The following is a 16,904-nucleotide window of genomic DNA, read 5'->3' as shown; positions in this document are numbered from 1 at the left end:
CACTGGCCGCAGTTACGAGCATCGACGTGGCTGGATTGTTGATAAAATCAAAGCCTTGTCTGCGATATTTTGTATCGATATTTGCGCCTACGCGGTGATGAACAATCACTATCATTTAGTGCTTAAAATAGATGTCGATAAGGCCAAATCCTTAACGCAAAAAGACATTATCAGCCGTTGGTGCCAAATCACTAAAGGCCATGCAGTCGCGACTAAGTATATGAATGGTGATGCATTAATCGAAGGTGAACGCATGTTGCTCGATGGCTTAATTACCGAGTGGCATGAACGATTAAGCAGTATTTCTTGGTTTATGCGTTGTTTAAACGAAGAAATTGCCCGTAAGGCTAATCGTGAAGATGAGTGCAAGGGCGCCTTTTGGGAAGGCCGATTTAAGTCGCAAGCGCTGCTAGATGAGCAAGCCCTGCTCGCGTGTATGATGTATGTCGATTTAAACCCCATTCGAGCAGGCATTGCCGATTCTTTGCAATCCTCTGATTTTACATCGATTCAGGAGCGAATTAACTCGCTAGATTCACCCAATCGTTCATTAGCCATCTCAACGCCACAAACTGACTCCGCAACTAATCAAGCTCATATTCCCCACAAGGCTCTTGTCCAATTCGATGGCGCAGCTCACCTAAATGAGCAAGCGGGCATTCCGTTTCATTTTGCCGATTATCTCGAACTGATTGATTGGACAGGCCGCGCCATCCGCCTTGATAAGAAAGGCTATATCGATAATCAACGGCCGAAACTACTCAATGAATTAGGCATTGCGCCCGATGCGTGGCTCACATCAGCCAAAGAGTTTCGTCGTCAATACAGTGGCATAAGTGGTCGATGGGATAGCATGTGCGCCTTTAAAAAGCAGCATAACAGCGGCAAATGGTGTAAAGGAAAAGCCTCAAGCCAAGCGTTACATCCTTAAGTTCATCGCGACTTAACGTTTGGGATTATTTTTGTTTATCCGAAATAAAGATAATTTTGCGCAAAACATAGCACGCTTTTGTCCCAAAGCTTGCCCTGCCTGAAGTCTGGCTATTAGCCCTCTTAATAATTGAAGAAGGCATTGCTATTTTAAAGTGAGCAAAAAGATAAGTGGGATATCTAGCCTTGCCGCCCAAGCGTGTTCACTATGCTCGGCACCTTCGAATGTTAAGCTTTGCCAATTCTGACTTGTATAGCCTTTCGCTTTAATGATCTTATCTGCTTGAGCTTGTAATGGTGGATACCAGGTATCTAAAGTGGCCGTTCCATGGTCAAAGTAGAGTTTATGTGTCGAAGGATCGGGGAGTTTTTGCTGCATATAGTTAAAAAATGCAGGCGGAATAGGGTTGTTTTGCTGCTCAAACGTACTTGGCCAGTGAGTTGATAGGCAAGCCGCACCACCGAAAATATGAGGGTATTCGCTGATCGCATATAGTGAAATTAATCCGCCCATACTCGATCCCATGACAAAGGTATGGGCGGCATCTGTATAAACAGAGTAGTGGCTATCGATATAGGGCTTAAGTTCTGTCACTAGAAATTTAAGATAGCGATCTGAATATACTTGCTGGCTAAATAGCGCTTGGTTTTTAGTGCGTTGTAATTGATAGAGTGCAGCTTGTTGTGCTGGGGACAGATTTTCAAAGGGTTGCTGTGGAAAGTACTCGCTGTGGCGATTTGCGCCTGCGTTATCGATTCCAACCACGATAAAAGGTTGAGTTTTTCCTGCTTTGATGAGTCTTGATGCCACCTCATCAATTTGCCACTCCTGTTTGTTCCAACTTGTTGTCGCATCAAATAGCATTTGACCATCATGCATATATAGCACTGCATAACGTTGCTGTTTATCGTAATCTGCGGGTAACCAAATATCGATATTTCGAGGAGGGACAAATGCCGAAGGGTAACTGGTGAGTCGCTCAATGCTGCCAGCGCTTACTTGCGGTAATTGCGCATATACATTGAAACTTGAGCTTAGCAGTATAAATAAAATGCCGAGTAATCTCATCATATTGGTTTTTTAGTGTGATGGTGATTGAGATCAGCTTAGCGTATTTAACCTTGCTTAAAAGTTTGAATACGATTGCAATCAGGCAACATGAGAAAGGCCAAGGTTAATAAACTATATTTGACAGAATGTATGGCTAAAAATTATCTGTAGCTTAATCGAGTGTTATCTTGTTTTTAATGCTCATTTTAATGTAAATGGCACTGTATCTTCCGTAGTAAATCCAAATATCACTTAAAGTAGCAAACTTAAAAGGCGTTTTGCGGGAGCACTGATTTGGTTTTTAAGCATTACCACACTAAAAAATACGTTTAGTTTAGGCATATCGATGGGGGTTATCACTCGCACCGCATGCTTAATATCATCATCAAATAAGGTGATTTGTGGTGTTAATGCAACAATTTGAGAGTGTAATAGGGCGCCTTTTATCGGCGGGAAAGAGTCGTAATGTAATAATCCCGAAAAGTCATTGCGATATTTATTAAACAGATCGCCAAATTGTTCACTGACGCCATAAGGTAAGTTTTTGGGTATCGCGAGTGGATATTTGCGAATATCTTCTAGGGTTAAGCGATCTAAATACGTCAACGGATGTCCAGCTCTGGTACAAAAAACCGCTTCAAAAGAAGGTAAATTAAAGGACTGTATCGAGCTTTCGTGGCCAATAATCTCACCTTCAACATCAGTAATTAATAGTGTGAGTTCTCCGCGTAGCAATTTTTCCAGTTGTTGTTGCCAGGTACCAACTTCGAGATCGATATGAATGTCTGGGTATTGCTCAAAAAAACGTCCGAGAATCGGCCCTAGAATGGTATTTGCCGGTACAGGGCTTGCACCTATTGATAAATAGCCACTGCTCTTACCCTGCATATAGTGTAATTCTTTTCGAAGGGCTTCGACGTTTTGCAAAATATGCTGACTATGGCTGAGAACGAGCTCCCCAGCAGGGGTTAAAGAAGTTGATTGATTTCCCCTCAGCAACAGCTCTGTACCCAGTATATGTTCGAGTCGTTGAATGCTTCGGCTTAATGAAGGTTGAGCAAGATTTAATTTTTGGGCAGCTTTTTGAAAATTACGCTCTTTGGCTAAAATCTGGAAATTTTTAAGATGCTTAAACTCAATCACAAGTTATTTGTCAAGTAATTACAACATGTGTGCAACATACCCTTGTGGCTCAGTATCGACAAGTAGACGTTGGTGACAATTTGTATCTTTATCTTCATATGAATAATTAACAATTATGAGTAAGTGTTTGTTTTGATTTTTTAATTATTTGGCGCTGTTCTCGTATAGTTTTTTGTCATCAACTGATACGTAAAATGCATTGGCTTTAAAGTATTGCTGACGGTAACTATTCATTCTGCAAATAACAAATTTGCAACATAAATCTAACAAGGAATGAGTAATGAAATTGAAGAAGATCAGCATAATGACCTTTGCGGCGCTATATGCGACCGGAATAGGGACGTTAGTTGCCAATCCTTTAGATAGGAACCAAGCCGAGCAAAAACTTATTGGTATCAAGCTGGCACCCGAACAAATATTAGCCAATAAAAATAAACCAACCCATCCGGCTTTGAATCGCGCTAATAGACCGGGTCAAATTGGTATGAACGTCCATCGCGCTGTAAATGGGAGTAGCAATAAGGCGCCATTTGCATGGGAAAAGGACATTGATGGAACGCATACCTATATTATTCAATTAATGGATGCTCCTGTTTCACTTTATCAGGGTGATAGACCTGAGTTTGCCGCCACGTCGCCTCGTAGCAATCAGCCCGCAATACGTTCTAATGAGCGTTTTGGGACAATCGATTTAAAGAGCAAAACCGTTAAAAACTACCAAGCTTTTTTAACGCGCTCTCAGAATGAAACCGCTAGCCAAATCAAGCGTGTTGCGCCAGATGCTGAAATAAAGCGTCGCTTTAATGTGGCACTAAACGGTATGACCATGGTGTTAACCCAGGAGCAAGCCGCTGAAGTAGCTAAGCTGCCCAATGTTAAAGCGGTGACTCGGGCGAAGGAATATCAATTATTCACCGATGTCGGCCCTAAGCATATTGGCGCTGATATGATTTGGCAGGGCACGAGCACTCCCGACGGCGTTGCGATGCGTGGTGAGGGCATTATTGCCGGTATTATCGACACTGGGATTAACTCAGATCACCCGTCTTTTGCCGCAGTTTCGGCAGACGGTTATAAGCACGTCAACCCATTAGGCGAAGGCAATTATCTGGGCGACTGCCAAGAATATCCTTTGATGTGTAACAGTAAGCTTATCGGTGTACGTTCTTACGATATGATTACCGATACCTATAAAGATCCGATTTTCCAACCCGATCTGCCACCGTGGGAAGTGGATTATAAACGCCCACCCAATGGTGAAGATTACAACGGCCATGGTTCACATACTGCCAGTACTGTTGCGGGTAACGTGCTCTACAATGTGCCCTTTAAACTGAGTGGAACTGATGAAAAATCAGATGGTTTTGATACCTCTTTAGTCTTCCCCGAAATTTCAGGCGTTGCCCCAAGAGCCAACATTATTGCCTACCAAGTGTGTTATCCCGGTGGTGGTTCGTATGGCGAAAACTACGGTGGTTGTCCTGGCGATGCATTAGTCGCTGCTATTGAAGATGCCATTATCGACGGCGTCGATGTAATTAACTTCTCTATCGGTGGACTTGAAAGTCTGCCTTGGTACGATGCCGTTGAAATGGCGTTTTTAGCTGCGCGTGAATCGGGGATCTCTGTTGCTGCTTCGGCGGGTAACTGGGGACGCTATGGCCCTGGTTATATCGACCATGTCTCGCCTTGGTTAACATCCGTTGCTGCCAGTACCCATGGTCGCCAAATTGAACCTGTTGAAGGCTCGCTCACTTTTGCAGGTGAAAACGCACCTAATAAAATGGCAGGTTATGCCGTAACGGGAGATATCACTGGCCGTTTAGTTGATGCCGCAACCTATAGTGATCCACTGTGCTTGGCTCCTTTCCCAGCTGGCACATTCAATAGCGATGATATCGTGTTATGTAAGCGCGGTGAAAATGCTCGCGTACAGAAAGGTGTTAACGTTGCTGCGGGCGGTGCGGGTGGGATTATTTTATATAACGCCGTATCTTGGGACGATGGTACTGGCGCGAATAGCCTAAATTTAAACCCTTTCCCTATCCCTGGAATGCACATCGACGCGGCATCAGGCAATCAGCTTGTTGAATGGATTGCCAACACCACAGAGCCTAAAGTCACCATCACTGCGGGTAAGATTATCACCACTGAGCGCGAAGCCGATGTGTTAGCTGACTTCTCCTCCCGTGGTCCAAGTAGCACTAACCCCAATGTAATGGTGCCAAACGTGTCAGCCCCCGGGGTGGACGTGTTTGCTGCTTATTCTGACGAAATGCCTTTTAGCTTGTATCCCTCACCGAGTGATTATGAAGCCATTAGTGGTACTTCTATGGCAGGTCCACATGTGGCGGGCGCTTTAGCGTTATTAACCCAAGCGCACCCACAATGGACGCCTGCGATGATCCAGTCGGCACTGATGACCACCGCCGTGTTAGGTAAAGCTCCAACCTACGATAATCCGCCAAAATTAGTGGATGCAGCTTTCTACGATATGGGTAGCGGAGTGATTAACGTAGCCAGAGCGGTAAAAGCGGGTCTGGTGATGGATGAAAATGGTGATAATTATCGCGCCGCCAACCCCATGGAAGGTGGCGATGTGACCGCGTTAAACGTGCCTTATTTAGTCAATGCGGAATGTAAAAGTAGCTGCACTTGGATGCGTACCTTTACTGCCACGACAGACGGTGAGTGGAACGTGAGTGCGACCGAAATCACCACAGAAGGCGCGCCTTTCCTTGAGCTAAGTGTTTATCCGCAAACGATTAAGTTAAAAGCGGGTGAGCAGCAAAGTATTATGGTAACGGCGAAAATCCTCGATGTAACCTCTGTCAACGCTAACTCTTCCTCAAACGAAGTGTTTGGTAAAATTGACCTGAAACCGACGGATGCCAGTTTGCCAGATCAATACTTGCCCGTAATGGCACGTTTTACTGGCTCTAGCTTGCCTGAAATTGTCGCAGGAAAAATCCACCGCGATACTGGCACCATGCTGACTCCTGAGTTGATGACCAAAGAAATCAGCGCGCTGAATGTCAAAGTGAGTGGCTTAACCGCAGGTACAGTCACAGAGCACAAACTTAATGCCGCCTATGTTGACTTTACAAAGCCTGAAACAATGGAAAATAATCCGGGTGTTTCGGTGCATTTCTTTGACGTACCAGAAGGTACTCGCCGCATTGTGTGGGAAGAGGTATCAGCTGATAAATCAGCATCGACGTCGTTAGATATTGGTATGGATCTCAATAATAACGGCAAAGTGGAATGGTATGACGAGGCGATTTGTTACTCCTATACCGATGTTACCGACTATTGCGCGATTAATGATCCAACGCCTGGTCGTTATTGGGTGATGTTAGGTAACTTTAAGCGCCCATGGGGAGACGAGATTGATACCAAAGACAGCATTAAAGCGAGTCTTGCGATTATCTCCGACACTGATACTAAGCAACTGAATGTAACAGGGCCAGCAAGTACCAATGGTATCGATCCCTACCAATTACAAATGAACTGGTCTGCCACAGGCAGTAAAGCGGGTGATCGCTTATACGGCTTGGTTGAAGTCGGTAATGGTGCGCAAAACGTTGGCAACATTGGCAAAATGGCCGTGCATTTAGTGCATGAGGGCAATGATGTCAGTATCACGACCAGCCAACAACAAGCCAAAGAAGGCGATGTTGTTGAGGTTAAGATGCTGATGGCACCAAACCTACTCGGATTAGAGCGCGATGTGAATATTGCCTTAACACTGCCCGAAGGTTTGCAATTATTGCCTAACACGCTAAAAGCGAACAGCAATAACCAAGATCTTAAAGCCGGCCTGACTGTTGCTGCACAGCAAATCACCCTGAAAGCGATGCAACAGGCGAGCAATGCGCAAAAACGTCAATATCTCTTCACCACGAGCGATACCGATGAGAGCTGCCGAATTCCAATCGGTTCAAATCCTTATTATTTGGATTTATTTACCGAGGCTGGAATCGCGTCTGAAGCGGCAATTGCTGGTCGGGTGAATGATACGGTAACTGTGCCATTAAGCGCATTTGGTATTGATCGTATCCCGCTGTATAACAATCCAGAAGAGTATTCACACAAAGATACCTTAAGTATTTCTCCTGGTGGATTTATTCAGCTCGATCAACTACCACTGTTCTGGGCTGCTCACTATCCAATGGAAGAGCAATATTTCCCCGATACTGTGATTGCTCCGTTATGGCGTGGAGATGGTGTTACCATCCCAGAATATAATTTGGATACCGAAAGCATGGACGGCGTATCGCTTGCTGTTACCAATGACCGACGTTATCTGATTGTTGAATGGGACAATATGCGTCAGGATTTTGCCTTTGGTATTAACCATGATCCTGATTACGATGCCCGTTACAGTTTTGAGCTATTAGCCTCAACTCAGCTTAATTTTGCCCCTGGTGAACATGAGTTTATTTTTGCCTATGACAAATTAACCGGTAACAAAGCGCATTTAGGCTCAATTGGTTTACATGGTTACTATGGACCACGTGGCACCTTTGGCCCTGCGTATGGTTATATCGGTGATGGCTTTGCCTTTAACGATCTGGATAAGAAAATTGCAGAAGGCTTAGTGGTCTGTGCTAACTACACTGGGCCTGAAGCGACAGCAATCGAACTATCATTCTCGGCTCGTGTTGGTGCTAAAGCGGTAGGTCAAGATCTGCAGATTATTGCTAAAAGTGATTACACTGGCAGCAGTAGTGTGACCTCTAGCGGAAGCCTCAAAGTACCTTCAAACCTTGCGATAGGTGCACTCGGCAATATGTCTGTTGCTGAAAACACCAGCATCAGTTTTGAGGTTCTAGTGCAAGACAAAGAAAATACCGCTAATGGTATCCAAGTCACAGGCGCGCATATCACCTCAGTTGTTAATGGTAACCAAGTCACCATTACTCCCGAAAAAGATTGGCACGGTACAACCACTGTCACAGTGAAAGCCTTTGATAAGGTTTATCAAAATGACATGGTGCAAACGAGCTTTAACTTAGTCGTGAACTCTGATGGTGTAGAACCAACACCTCCAACACCTCCAACACCTCCAACACCACCTGTTGAAGAGACTAAAGAGAGCGATGGCGGTAGCTTGGGTTGGCTTGCCATCCTGATGCTTGGCTTGATGGCCGCATCACGTCAAAAATGGAATGTTAATAAGTAAACTTCACCTTTAAGTAGTACCTTGTCTTTGGGCCTTCTAACGGAGGCCCTTTTTTATGCGTCCAAGTGTGGATTGTCATCGGCCATAAATGATGTGTTTATCCCACATTAATTCTTCGTTACAAGCCTTGCTATTAAATCTATTAACAATTTCTCAATGTCCGTGTAGTTTAGATAGCTTATAAAAACAACAATAGGTTATCGCTATGACTGTATCCTCGGTATCGCGCGCTTTATCAACATCTTCTGTCGCCACATCCTTTGCACCTTATGTGAGTTCATTCGGTGTGAGTACATCAAAATTGGCCAAGAGCTTACTGGCTTCCATCGTCACTTTGAGTTTAATGGGTGTAGGCTTAAGTTCTGCCTATGCGGCGCAGCCCGATGCGGCTAAGCTGGCGGTGGGTGTGGAGCAAAAGGTGCTCGACTGGCGCCGAGATTTACACCAGCATCCAGAGCTATCTAATCGCGAGTTTCGCACCAGCAAGATTATCGAAAAGCATCTGAAATCCCTCGGGTTAGAAGTTCAAACGGGCATCGCCCATACTGGGGTTGTTGCTATCTTGAAAGGCGGAAAGTTAAAGGGCGGTAAGCCCGGCCCTTTGATTGCGATCCGCGCTGATATGGATGCCTTGCCCGTTACCGAAGTCGTCGATGTGCCCTTTGCCTCTAAAGCGACAGATACCTATCGTGGTCAAACCGTAGGGGTGATGCATGCCTGCGGCCACGATACCCATGTGGCCATGCTGATGGGCGTGGCCGAGAATTTAGTGAAAGTGAAGGATAGCCTTGCCGGTGATGTAATGTTTATCTTCCAACCCGCCGAAGAAGGTGCGCCTGATGGCGAAGAGGGCGGCGCTGAACTCATGCTTAAACAAGGGTTATTTGCCAAGCGCAAACCCGACCAAGTGTTTGGCATGCATGTGACTTCGAGTATGCCAAGCGGCATGATTGGCGTGCGTAGTGGCCCTGCCATGGCGAGTGAAGATTCCTTTACGATCAAAGTGAAAGGTCGCCAAACCCATGGTTCGCGCCCTTGGAATGGCGTCGACCCTATTGTTGCCGCGGCGCAAATTATTACCAATGTGCAAACTATTGTCAGTCGTCAGGTGGATATTACCAAAGCGCCCGCTGTGGTGAGTTTTGGTGCAGTCAATGGCGGTATTCGCTCGAATATTATTCCTGATGAAGTCGAGTTGATTGGCACCATCCGCACCTTTGACCAGCCTATGCGTGCCGATATTAAGGTGCGCTTGGCCGAAATCGCCGAGTTATCGGCAAAAACCTTAGGTGCCACCGCGACAACCGAAATCCATCAAGGTTATCCCGTAGTGGTGAACAATCCCGAATTGGTCGCCAGTATGCGCCCCGTGCTTGCCAGTGTGGTCGGCGATAAGATGCTGATTGAGCCAGGATTAATCACAGGTGCCGAGGACTTTTCCTTCTATGCCTTAGAGTCCCCTGGGATGTTTTTCTTCCTCGGGGTGACGCCAAAGGGCACAGATCCTGAAACGGCGGCCAGTAACCATTCACCCGCATTTTATGTGGATGAAAGTGCACTCAAAGTCGGGGTAGAAGCCATGACCAAGGTTGCCCTTACGGCACTGAAGGCGCAATAAACCGTTTAAGTCTTATTCCGTCAGCTTTTCGGTATAACTTGAGCTTACAAAAAATTGGGCGGGAAGATCTTTTCGCCCTTGATTTGTTAATCAATATGCCCTCTTATGTGAATTTTTACAGCAAGGAGCGAACAAGATGAAGCGCACGCTATCGGCGCTGGTATTGGCGATGGGACTCTTTAATCCCTTGAGCCAAGCTCAGGCCACCACGGCAGAAGATATTAAGAGTTTCACGCTAGATAACGGCATGAAAATCATGGTGCTAGAGGACTCTTCTATTCCCAATGCCAACATGTATCTATTTTGGAAAGTCGGTTCCCGTAACGAAGTCCCGGGGATTACCGGTATTTCACACTTTTTCGAACATATGATGTTTAATGGCTCGAAAAAATACGGCCCTAAGATGTTCGACCGCACTATGGAAGCGGCGGGCGGGGCTAACAATGCCTACACCACAGAGGATATGACGGTTTACACCGACTGGTTTCCCGCCAATGCGCTAGAAACCATGTTCGACCTTGAAGCTGATCGTATCGCCAACTTAGATATCAATCCCGCGATGGTGGAAAGCGAGCGTGGCGTAGTGCAGTCGGAGCGTTCAACTGGGCTTGAAAACTCTAACTGGAATACCCTCGAAGGCGAAATTAAAGGCGTGGCCTTTTTAGCGCACCCCTATTCTTGGTCTGTGATTGGTCATGAATCGGATATCGCCGCGTGGACTCTAGAAGATTTAGTGCAATACCATAAGACCTATTACGCGCCAAACAATGCGGTCGTGGTGATTGCGGGTGATGTGAAGCTTGCCCAAGTAAAAGCCTTGGCCGACAAGTACTTTGCGCCTATTCCTGCGCAAACACCGCCAAAGGCCGTGCGTACCGTGGAGCCTGAGCAAAAGGGTGAGCGCCGTACCTTTGTTCAAAAAGCCTCGGTCAGTACGCCTAATGTGATGCTGGCTTACCATATTCCGGCAGCGACTCACGCAGATTTTTATGCGATGGATTTATTAAGTTCGATTTTAAGCCAAGGCAATAGCTCGCGTTTATATCAAGCGCTGGTGGATAAACAAGTGGCCTTAGAAGCGCAAACCTATATGCCGATGTCGGTCGATCCCAATCTCTTTTACGTCATGGGTGTAGCTACGCCAGAGGTGAAAGCATCGACGCTAGAGCGAGCGCTGATTGAACAAATCGATGCCATTGCGACCAATGGCGTTAGCCAACAAGAGCTAGATAAAGTTAAAAATATCAAGTTGATGGATTTTTACCGCGCGATGGAAACCATTAATGGTAAGGCCAACACTATCGGCACCTATGAAATGTATTTTGGCAGTTACGACAAGTTATTTAATGCGCCAGAGGCCTATAACAAGGTAACGCCTGCGGATATCCAACGTGTTGCCCAAACCTATTTACGCAAATCGAATCGCACGGTCGCGGTATTGGCGGCAAACGAGGAGAACTCTCAATGAAATCGATGGCAATGAAACTCTCCTTTGTAAAATCATCCTTTGTAAAATCATCCTTTGTCAAATCATCTTGGCAACCGACTAAGTTAATGGTCGCATTAGCTTTAGGGACCAGCTTGGCCTTATCCGGCTGCGCCTCCACCACGGCATCCAAACGCGTCGATACCGGCAGCTTTGCCATGCCAAGTTACGACAAGTTAGTGCTAGATAACGGCCTTACCGTGTATTTAATGCCACAGCGCGAAGTGCCGTTGATCACCCTAAACGCGGTCGTGCGTGCTGGGGCGGTAAACGACACCACAGCAGGTATCGCTCAAATGACCGCCCAAGGTTTACTCCTTGGTGCGGCGGGTAAATCCAAGGCCGAGATTGAGCAGCAAGTGGATTTTCTTGGCGCTAGCTTAGGGGCAGAAGCCGATAAAGAAGGCAGTTATCTGGCCGCCGATTTTATGGCGAAAGATACCGATGTGATGCTTGGCCTATTCAGCGCCGCGTTATTAAGCCCCGATTTTGATTCGGCCGAGTTTGACAAGCTTAAACAGCGCGCCATTGCGGGTTTACAGCAGGATAAAGAAAGCCCACGCGCTGTTATTGGTCGCTACTTCGATAAACTGGTGTTCGGTGCTCATCCTTACGGTAATGCCTCATCGGGTAATCGTGAGTCACTTGAGCAAGTCACAGTGTCGCAGTTGCGCGCCTTCCATAAAAGCTACTATCAACCCGCCAATACCGCATTAACAGTGGTGGGGGATTTTGATGTGGCGGCGATGAAGGCCAAGTTAACCCAGACTTTTGGCCAGTGGAAAGGCAGCGAAAAACTCGTTCAACCCGACTTAAACCAAGGTTTGCCTAAGTTAACTGAGGCCAAAGTGCTGCTGGTGGATAAGCCAGATGCAATGGAAACTACCTTTGTTATCGGCGGTTTAGGCATTAGCCGTGATAACCCAGACTATGTGGGGCTAACGGTAGTGAACACGATTTTAGGTGGTCGCTTTACCTCTTGGCTGAACGATGAGCTGCGGGTGAATGCGGGGCTAACCTATGGCGCGCGCTCCGGCTTTAGTCCTTATACCGACTCAGGTGTGTTTACCATTAGCACCTTCACTAAGACGGAAACCACTCAAGAAGCGATTGATTTAGCCCTGAAAACCTATGCTCGTTTATGGGAGAAAGGTGTCGATCAAGCGACTCTTGATTCGGCTAAGGCCTATGTTAAAGGTCAGTTCCCGCCTAAGTTTGAAACCTCGGGCCAATTGGCTGGACTCTTATCCGGCATGTATCTCTACGGCTTCGATGATAAGTTTATCAACGAGTTCCAAGCGAAAGTGGACGGCTTAACCTTAGAAGAAACCCAAAGGTTAGTGAAAACTTACTTCCCGCAAAAGGACTTACAGTTTGTGCTGATTGGCAACGCCAGCAAGATTGCGCCGATAGCCGCCAAGTATGGCCAAGTGCAAACCGTCGATATTAATGCGGTAGGTTTTGGTCAATAACCACTGGCGTTAGTTTATATCGCCCAATAAAAAGGTCTGCATAGTGCAGACCTTTTGTTTTTCTGTTCTAGGTTCTAGGTTCTAGGTTCTAGGTTCTAGGTTCTAGGTTCTAGGTTCTAGGTTCTAGGTTCTAGGTGTTATTGTGCACCTGGCTTAGCGTAATGAGCCATCCAATCCTTCACTTGGTTATACCAGTAGATGGAGTTGTTGGGTTTCATGATCCAATGGTTTTCATCGGGGAAATAGATCATCCGCGATTCAACATTACGGGTTTGCAGGGTGCGGAACAGCTCAAAACCTTGGCCGACGGGCACACGGTAATCGAGTTGCCCATGGCTGACTAAGGTTGGAGTGTTAAAGTTGGCGGCAAAGTAATGGGGCGAAATGGCTTTATACAGCTCAGGATTATCCCAGTAGTTACCAAAGCGGGTGCTGTGGACGGCAAAGTCCGCCGACATTTGTGAGTACATGTCGTACACCGCTGCATGGATCAGCAGCGCCTTGAAGGGATGTGGCTGACCTAAAATAATCGAGGTTAAGTAGCCCCCATAACTGGCGCCGCCGGCGACCATACGATCGCTATCGATCCAACTTTGCTGCTTAAACCAGTCTGCCGCTTTGAGCACGTCTTCGAGGGATTTGTTTTTCCAATCAGGGTTAATGGCATCGGCAAACTCTTGTCCAAAGCCGCTAGAGCCGTGGAAGTTTGGCCACGCGGTTACATAACCCCAAGAGGCGAAGGTTTGCGCATTCCAGCGGTAATGGAAACCATCGCTAATGGCATTGTGTGGGCCGCCGTGGATTAACATAAACAGCGGATACTGTTTGCTGCGGTCGAACCCGGGAGGATAGTGCACCCACATTTGAATGTCTTGGCCTTGGTAACCTTTGTAGGTGACCGACTCATAGGTGCCTAAATCGACATCCTTTAAAATATCATCGTTAAACTGTTCTAAACGCTCGGTTTTACCATTGCGAGGATTGATGCTGACTAAACGCGCTGGATACAAAAAGCTTTGATTGGTCGCAATCAACTGGCCATCTTTAGCGATAGCAGGTTGGCTAAAGTCGGTAGCTTGGGTGATGGCCTTGGCCTTACCGCTCTTGGCATCGATATGGTAAATACGGTTAGTGGCGGCATCATCAATGCTGGCATATAACCCCTTGCTGTCGGGTGTCCAGTTGAAGTCAGACACTGAGCGATCCCAATCCGCGGTGAGCGTGGTGAGTTTGCGACTGCTTACATCCAGCAGCATTAGCCTTGCCGTATCGGCATAAAATCCGGTAATTTTTTGGCGAGTAAAGGCCAAGGTTTTACCGTTAGGACTAAAGGATGGATTGAGATCCGGCGCGGGGTTTTCTGGAGTGATGTTTTCAGCCTTGCTGCCGCCTATAGTGGCGAGGAACAAATCTAACTTAGGATCAACCCGATTATCCGAACCATAGGCGCTAAAGGCGATTAAGCTCTCATCGGGGGAGATATCATAGCTTGAACTGCTTTGGCTTGAGCGTGGCAGTTCATGGCCTAAAGGCTGAGTCACGGCTTCAACCGCGCCGCCTGTGGCTGGGATCCTAAATACATGGGCCTGACGGCGCTCATCTAACCAATGATCGAACTGCGAATAGGGCAGTGCATTCCACTGGCGGGCGGAGACTTTATTATCTTTATCTGTCTTGAGCTGGGCCTTCATTTGCTCCCAATTCTGTTCAGGAAAGATATTGCTAATAAAATACAAATGCTTGCCAACCCACTTGATGCCATTGACGCCGGTGGGAATGTCCGTGAGCTTGCTGGCTTCACCGGGGCCATCCATAGGTAACAGGTAAATTTGGCCTGCGTCATCATCGTTACGTTCGCTGATAAAAGCCAAGGTTTTACCATCTGGCGAAAACACCGGCTCGCTGACTTTTAAGCCTTTGGCGGTAATCGCACGGTTATTTTTACCTTCACCGTCGAAGCGCCACAGTTGGGTTGAACCCTTGTCTTCCTTAAGGTCGTACTCAGTCACAGGCGCAATAATATGCTCGCCCGTGGATGACACCACTGGGCTACCTATGCGTTTGAGTTGCCAAAGTAATTCGACTGAGAGTGGTTTGCTTGCTTCTGCAAATGCCGTGCTGAAGGGCATGAGTAAGCTAAGCAGTAAGATGCCTGCCTTTTTCACTAGATGTCTCCTTATCATTCAGAGCGTTATTGTTATTTTTAGCTATTAAACCCCAAAGTATAGAAACTGAGCATGAAATCAAACTGAGTCTATCGGTGGCAAGAGTGACTTTTATGTAAGTAACTGTAACCACTGAGCACATTTTGATGGCAAGGTATGTTGGGTATGGCGAAAAGTGTTATGGCGTATTTGTGGCTAAGGTGTTTTAACGCTAATGTATTGGGAGATTGAAATAGGACTCGAATATGGCGTTAATCATCCCGCAAAAACTGGGCAAGCTATTGATCAAAAATGTATTGATACTCGCCTTGGGCTGCTTGGCTATCTTTCCTGCGCAAGCCGCTAAGGTCAGTTTTAAAGCCTTTTGCCCGCAAATGGTGGGGCAGTGGCAGGGCAATGCCGCTAAGGCAAGTGACACCCCTAGACAAGTGACGGTCAATGGATTTTGTTCCCATGATCAGCGCCAGTTGATCCTCTCCGTAAGTGTCGGTACGCACGCTCCCTACAGCGAGACTTGGTGGTTTCGGGAGCAAGGCGAGCAAGTGCTGTTAACCTACTATGACGGTGTCTCGCAGGAAAAACAGCAACTCTTTAGTTTATATCAACAAAATGGCGATTATTCCCTGCTGGGCGAGGGAGTCGTGAATGCGCGCGCCGCCTTAATCCAACTGTTATTCGAAGCTAAATCGCCCCAAGGCGCATGGCAGTGGACGCAAAATATCCAATATTTAGACGATGATATCGACCGTTATCAGCTCTTTCGTGGGATAGAAATGACGCCTGTCGCACCATTGAATTAAGCCGACTTATTCATACTCGACAATACGCAACTCACTTTGGGACAAAAGCGTGCTATTTTTTGCGCGAAATTATTTCCATTTCGGATAAACAAAAATAATCCTAAACGCTGAGTCGTGAGCAACTTAAGGATGTAACGCTTGGCTTGAGGCTTTTCCTTTACACCATTTGCCGCTGTTATGCTGCTTTTTTAATTCACACATGCTATCCCATCGACCACTTATGCCACTGTATTGACGACGAAACTCTTTGGCTGATGTGAGCCACGCATCGGGCGCAATACCTAATTCATTGAGTAGCTTAGGTCGTTGATTATCGATATAGCCTTTCTTATCAAGGCGGATGGCGCGGCCTGTCCAATCAATCAGTTCGAGATAATCGGCAAAGTGAAACGGAATACCCACTTGCTGATTCAGGTGAGCTGCGCCATCTAATTGGACCAGAGACCTGTGGGGAATATGAGCTTGATTGGTTGCGGAGTCAGTTTGAGGCACTGGGAGGGTTAATGGATGATCTGGGGTGTTTAGCGAGTTAATTCGCTCCTGAATTGATGTAAAATCAGAGGATTGCAAAGAGTCGGCAATGCCCGCTCTGATTGGATTTAAATCGACATACATCATACAGGCCAGTAGTGCTTGCTCATCTAACAGCGCTTGCGACTTAAAACGCCCCTCCCAAAAGGCGCCCTTGCACTCATCTTCACGATTAGCCTTGCGGGCAATTTCTTCATTTAAACAGCGCATAAACCAAGAAATACTGCTTAATCGCTCATGCCACTCGGTAATTAAGCCATCGAGTAACATGCGTTCACCTTCGATTAAAGCATCACCATTCATATACTTAGTAGCAATTGCATGGCCTTTAGTGATTTGGCACCAACGGCTGATAATGTCTTTTGGCGTTAAGGATTTGGCCTTATCGACATCTATTTTAAGCACTAAGTGGTAATGGTTACTCATCACCGCGTAGGCGCAAATATCGATACAAAATATCGCAGATAATGCCTTAATTTTATCAACAATCCAGCCACGCCGATGCTCGTAACTACGCCCAGAT

At 46.5% G+C, this 16,904-nt stretch carries 10 protein-coding genes; 6 read left to right on the top strand and 4 right to left on the bottom strand.

Features of this window, described 5'->3' with window-relative positions; translation table 11 throughout:
* A partial coding sequence (locus tag SHEWPOL2_RS18410; RefSeq protein ID WP_037430513.1) for a hypothetical protein occupies positions 1 to 931 on the top strand: 931 nt, incomplete at its 5' end.
* Between the two features lie 144 nt (positions 932 to 1,075).
* On the opposite strand, the gene SHEWPOL2_RS18405 is transcribed toward SHEWPOL2_RS18410, so the two are convergent.
* Both SHEWPOL2_RS18405 and SHEWPOL2_RS18400 read right to left on the bottom strand, forming a co-directional pair.
* Complete coding sequence (locus SHEWPOL2_RS18405) at positions 1,076 to 1,999, bottom strand: alpha/beta hydrolase-fold protein (RefSeq protein WP_037430517.1); 924 nt, start codon at positions 1,997 to 1,999, stop codon at positions 1,076 to 1,078.
* 234 nt (positions 2,000 to 2,233) lie between these two features.
* A complete protein-coding gene (locus SHEWPOL2_RS18400) occupies positions 2,234 to 3,124 on the bottom strand; it encodes a LysR family transcriptional regulator (RefSeq protein WP_050991407.1) in 891 nt (296 codons plus the stop codon).
* Positions 3,125 to 3,404: 280 nt separating this feature from the next.
* Here SHEWPOL2_RS18400 and SHEWPOL2_RS23370 point away from each other — a divergent pair, with 280 nt between their 5' ends.
* The 4 genes from SHEWPOL2_RS23370 (at position 3,405) to SHEWPOL2_RS18380 (ending at position 12,885) form a co-directional block, all read left to right on the top strand.
* Positions 3,405 to 8,309 (top strand): S8 family serine peptidase, encoded by a 4,905-nt coding sequence (locus tag SHEWPOL2_RS23370; RefSeq protein ID WP_037430510.1) that lies wholly within the window; start codon positions 3,405 to 3,407, stop codon positions 8,307 to 8,309.
* Between the two features lie 205 nt (positions 8,310 to 8,514).
* The gene (locus SHEWPOL2_RS18390) at positions 8,515 to 9,927 is read left to right on the top strand and encodes an amidohydrolase (RefSeq protein WP_037430507.1); all 1,413 of its coding nucleotides are present in this window, start codon (positions 8,515 to 8,517) and stop codon (positions 9,925 to 9,927) included.
* Between the two features lie 136 nt (positions 9,928 to 10,063).
* Entirely contained in the window at positions 10,064 to 11,395 is a 1,332-nt protein-coding gene (locus tag SHEWPOL2_RS18385) for a pitrilysin family protein (protein WP_037430506.1), read from the top strand.
* Positions 11,392 to 12,885, top strand: coding sequence for a pitrilysin family protein (locus SHEWPOL2_RS18380; protein WP_086024087.1), 1,494 nt, complete (start codon positions 11,392 to 11,394; stop codon positions 12,883 to 12,885). The genes SHEWPOL2_RS18385 and SHEWPOL2_RS18380 overlap by 4 nt, the downstream gene beginning before the upstream one ends.
* Before the next feature lie 137 nt (positions 12,886 to 13,022).
* Here the strand turns inward: SHEWPOL2_RS18380 and SHEWPOL2_RS18375 are convergent, their stop codons facing one another.
* Positions 13,023 to 15,050, bottom strand: a complete 2,028-nt coding sequence (locus SHEWPOL2_RS18375; RefSeq protein ID WP_037430503.1) for a S9 family peptidase — start codon at positions 15,048 to 15,050, stop codon at positions 13,023 to 13,025.
* A 245-nt stretch (positions 15,051 to 15,295) separates the two neighbouring features.
* Here SHEWPOL2_RS18375 and SHEWPOL2_RS18370 point away from each other — a divergent pair, with 245 nt between their 5' ends.
* Positions 15,296 to 15,850 carry a hypothetical protein gene (locus tag SHEWPOL2_RS18370; RefSeq protein WP_037430501.1) on the top strand — a complete coding sequence of 185 codons (555 nt, stop codon included), beginning with the start codon at positions 15,296 to 15,298 and terminating at the stop codon, positions 15,848 to 15,850.
* A 123-nt stretch (positions 15,851 to 15,973) separates the two neighbouring features.
* Here the strand turns inward: SHEWPOL2_RS18370 and SHEWPOL2_RS18365 are convergent.
* Positions 15,974 to 16,904, bottom strand: a 931-nt coding sequence (locus tag SHEWPOL2_RS18365) for a hypothetical protein (RefSeq protein ID WP_037430500.1), incomplete at its 5' end; no start/stop codon positions are given.

The organism is Shewanella sp. POL2, from assembly GCF_000282755.1.
GTDB lineage: Bacteria > Pseudomonadota > Gammaproteobacteria > Enterobacterales > Shewanellaceae > Shewanella > Shewanella xiamenensis.
The sequence above is the reverse complement of the archived record's forward strand: the minus strand, read 5'-3'. Positions and strand labels throughout refer to the sequence as shown.

Excerpts from the sequence above, each read along its gene's own strand:
- SHEWPOL2_RS18405 (WP_037430517.1), bottom strand. The coding sequence starts at position 1,999 with ATGAGATTACTCGGCATTTTATTTATACTGCTAAGCTCAAGTTTCAAT.
- SHEWPOL2_RS23370 (WP_037430510.1), top strand. The coding sequence starts at position 3,405 with ATGAAATTGAAGAAGATCAGCATAATGACCTTTGCGGCGCTATATGCG.
- SHEWPOL2_RS18390 (WP_037430507.1), top strand. The coding sequence starts at position 8,515 with ATGACTGTATCCTCGGTATCGCGCGCTTTATCAACATCTTCTGTCGCC.
- SHEWPOL2_RS18385 (WP_037430506.1), top strand. The coding sequence starts at position 10,064 with ATGAAGCGCACGCTATCGGCGCTGGTATTGGCGATGGGACTCTTTAAT.
- SHEWPOL2_RS18380 (WP_086024087.1), top strand. The coding sequence starts at position 11,392 with ATGAAATCGATGGCAATGAAACTCTCCTTTGTAAAATCATCCTTTGTA.
- SHEWPOL2_RS18370 (WP_037430501.1), top strand. The coding sequence starts at position 15,296 with ATGGCGTTAATCATCCCGCAAAAACTGGGCAAGCTATTGATCAAAAAT.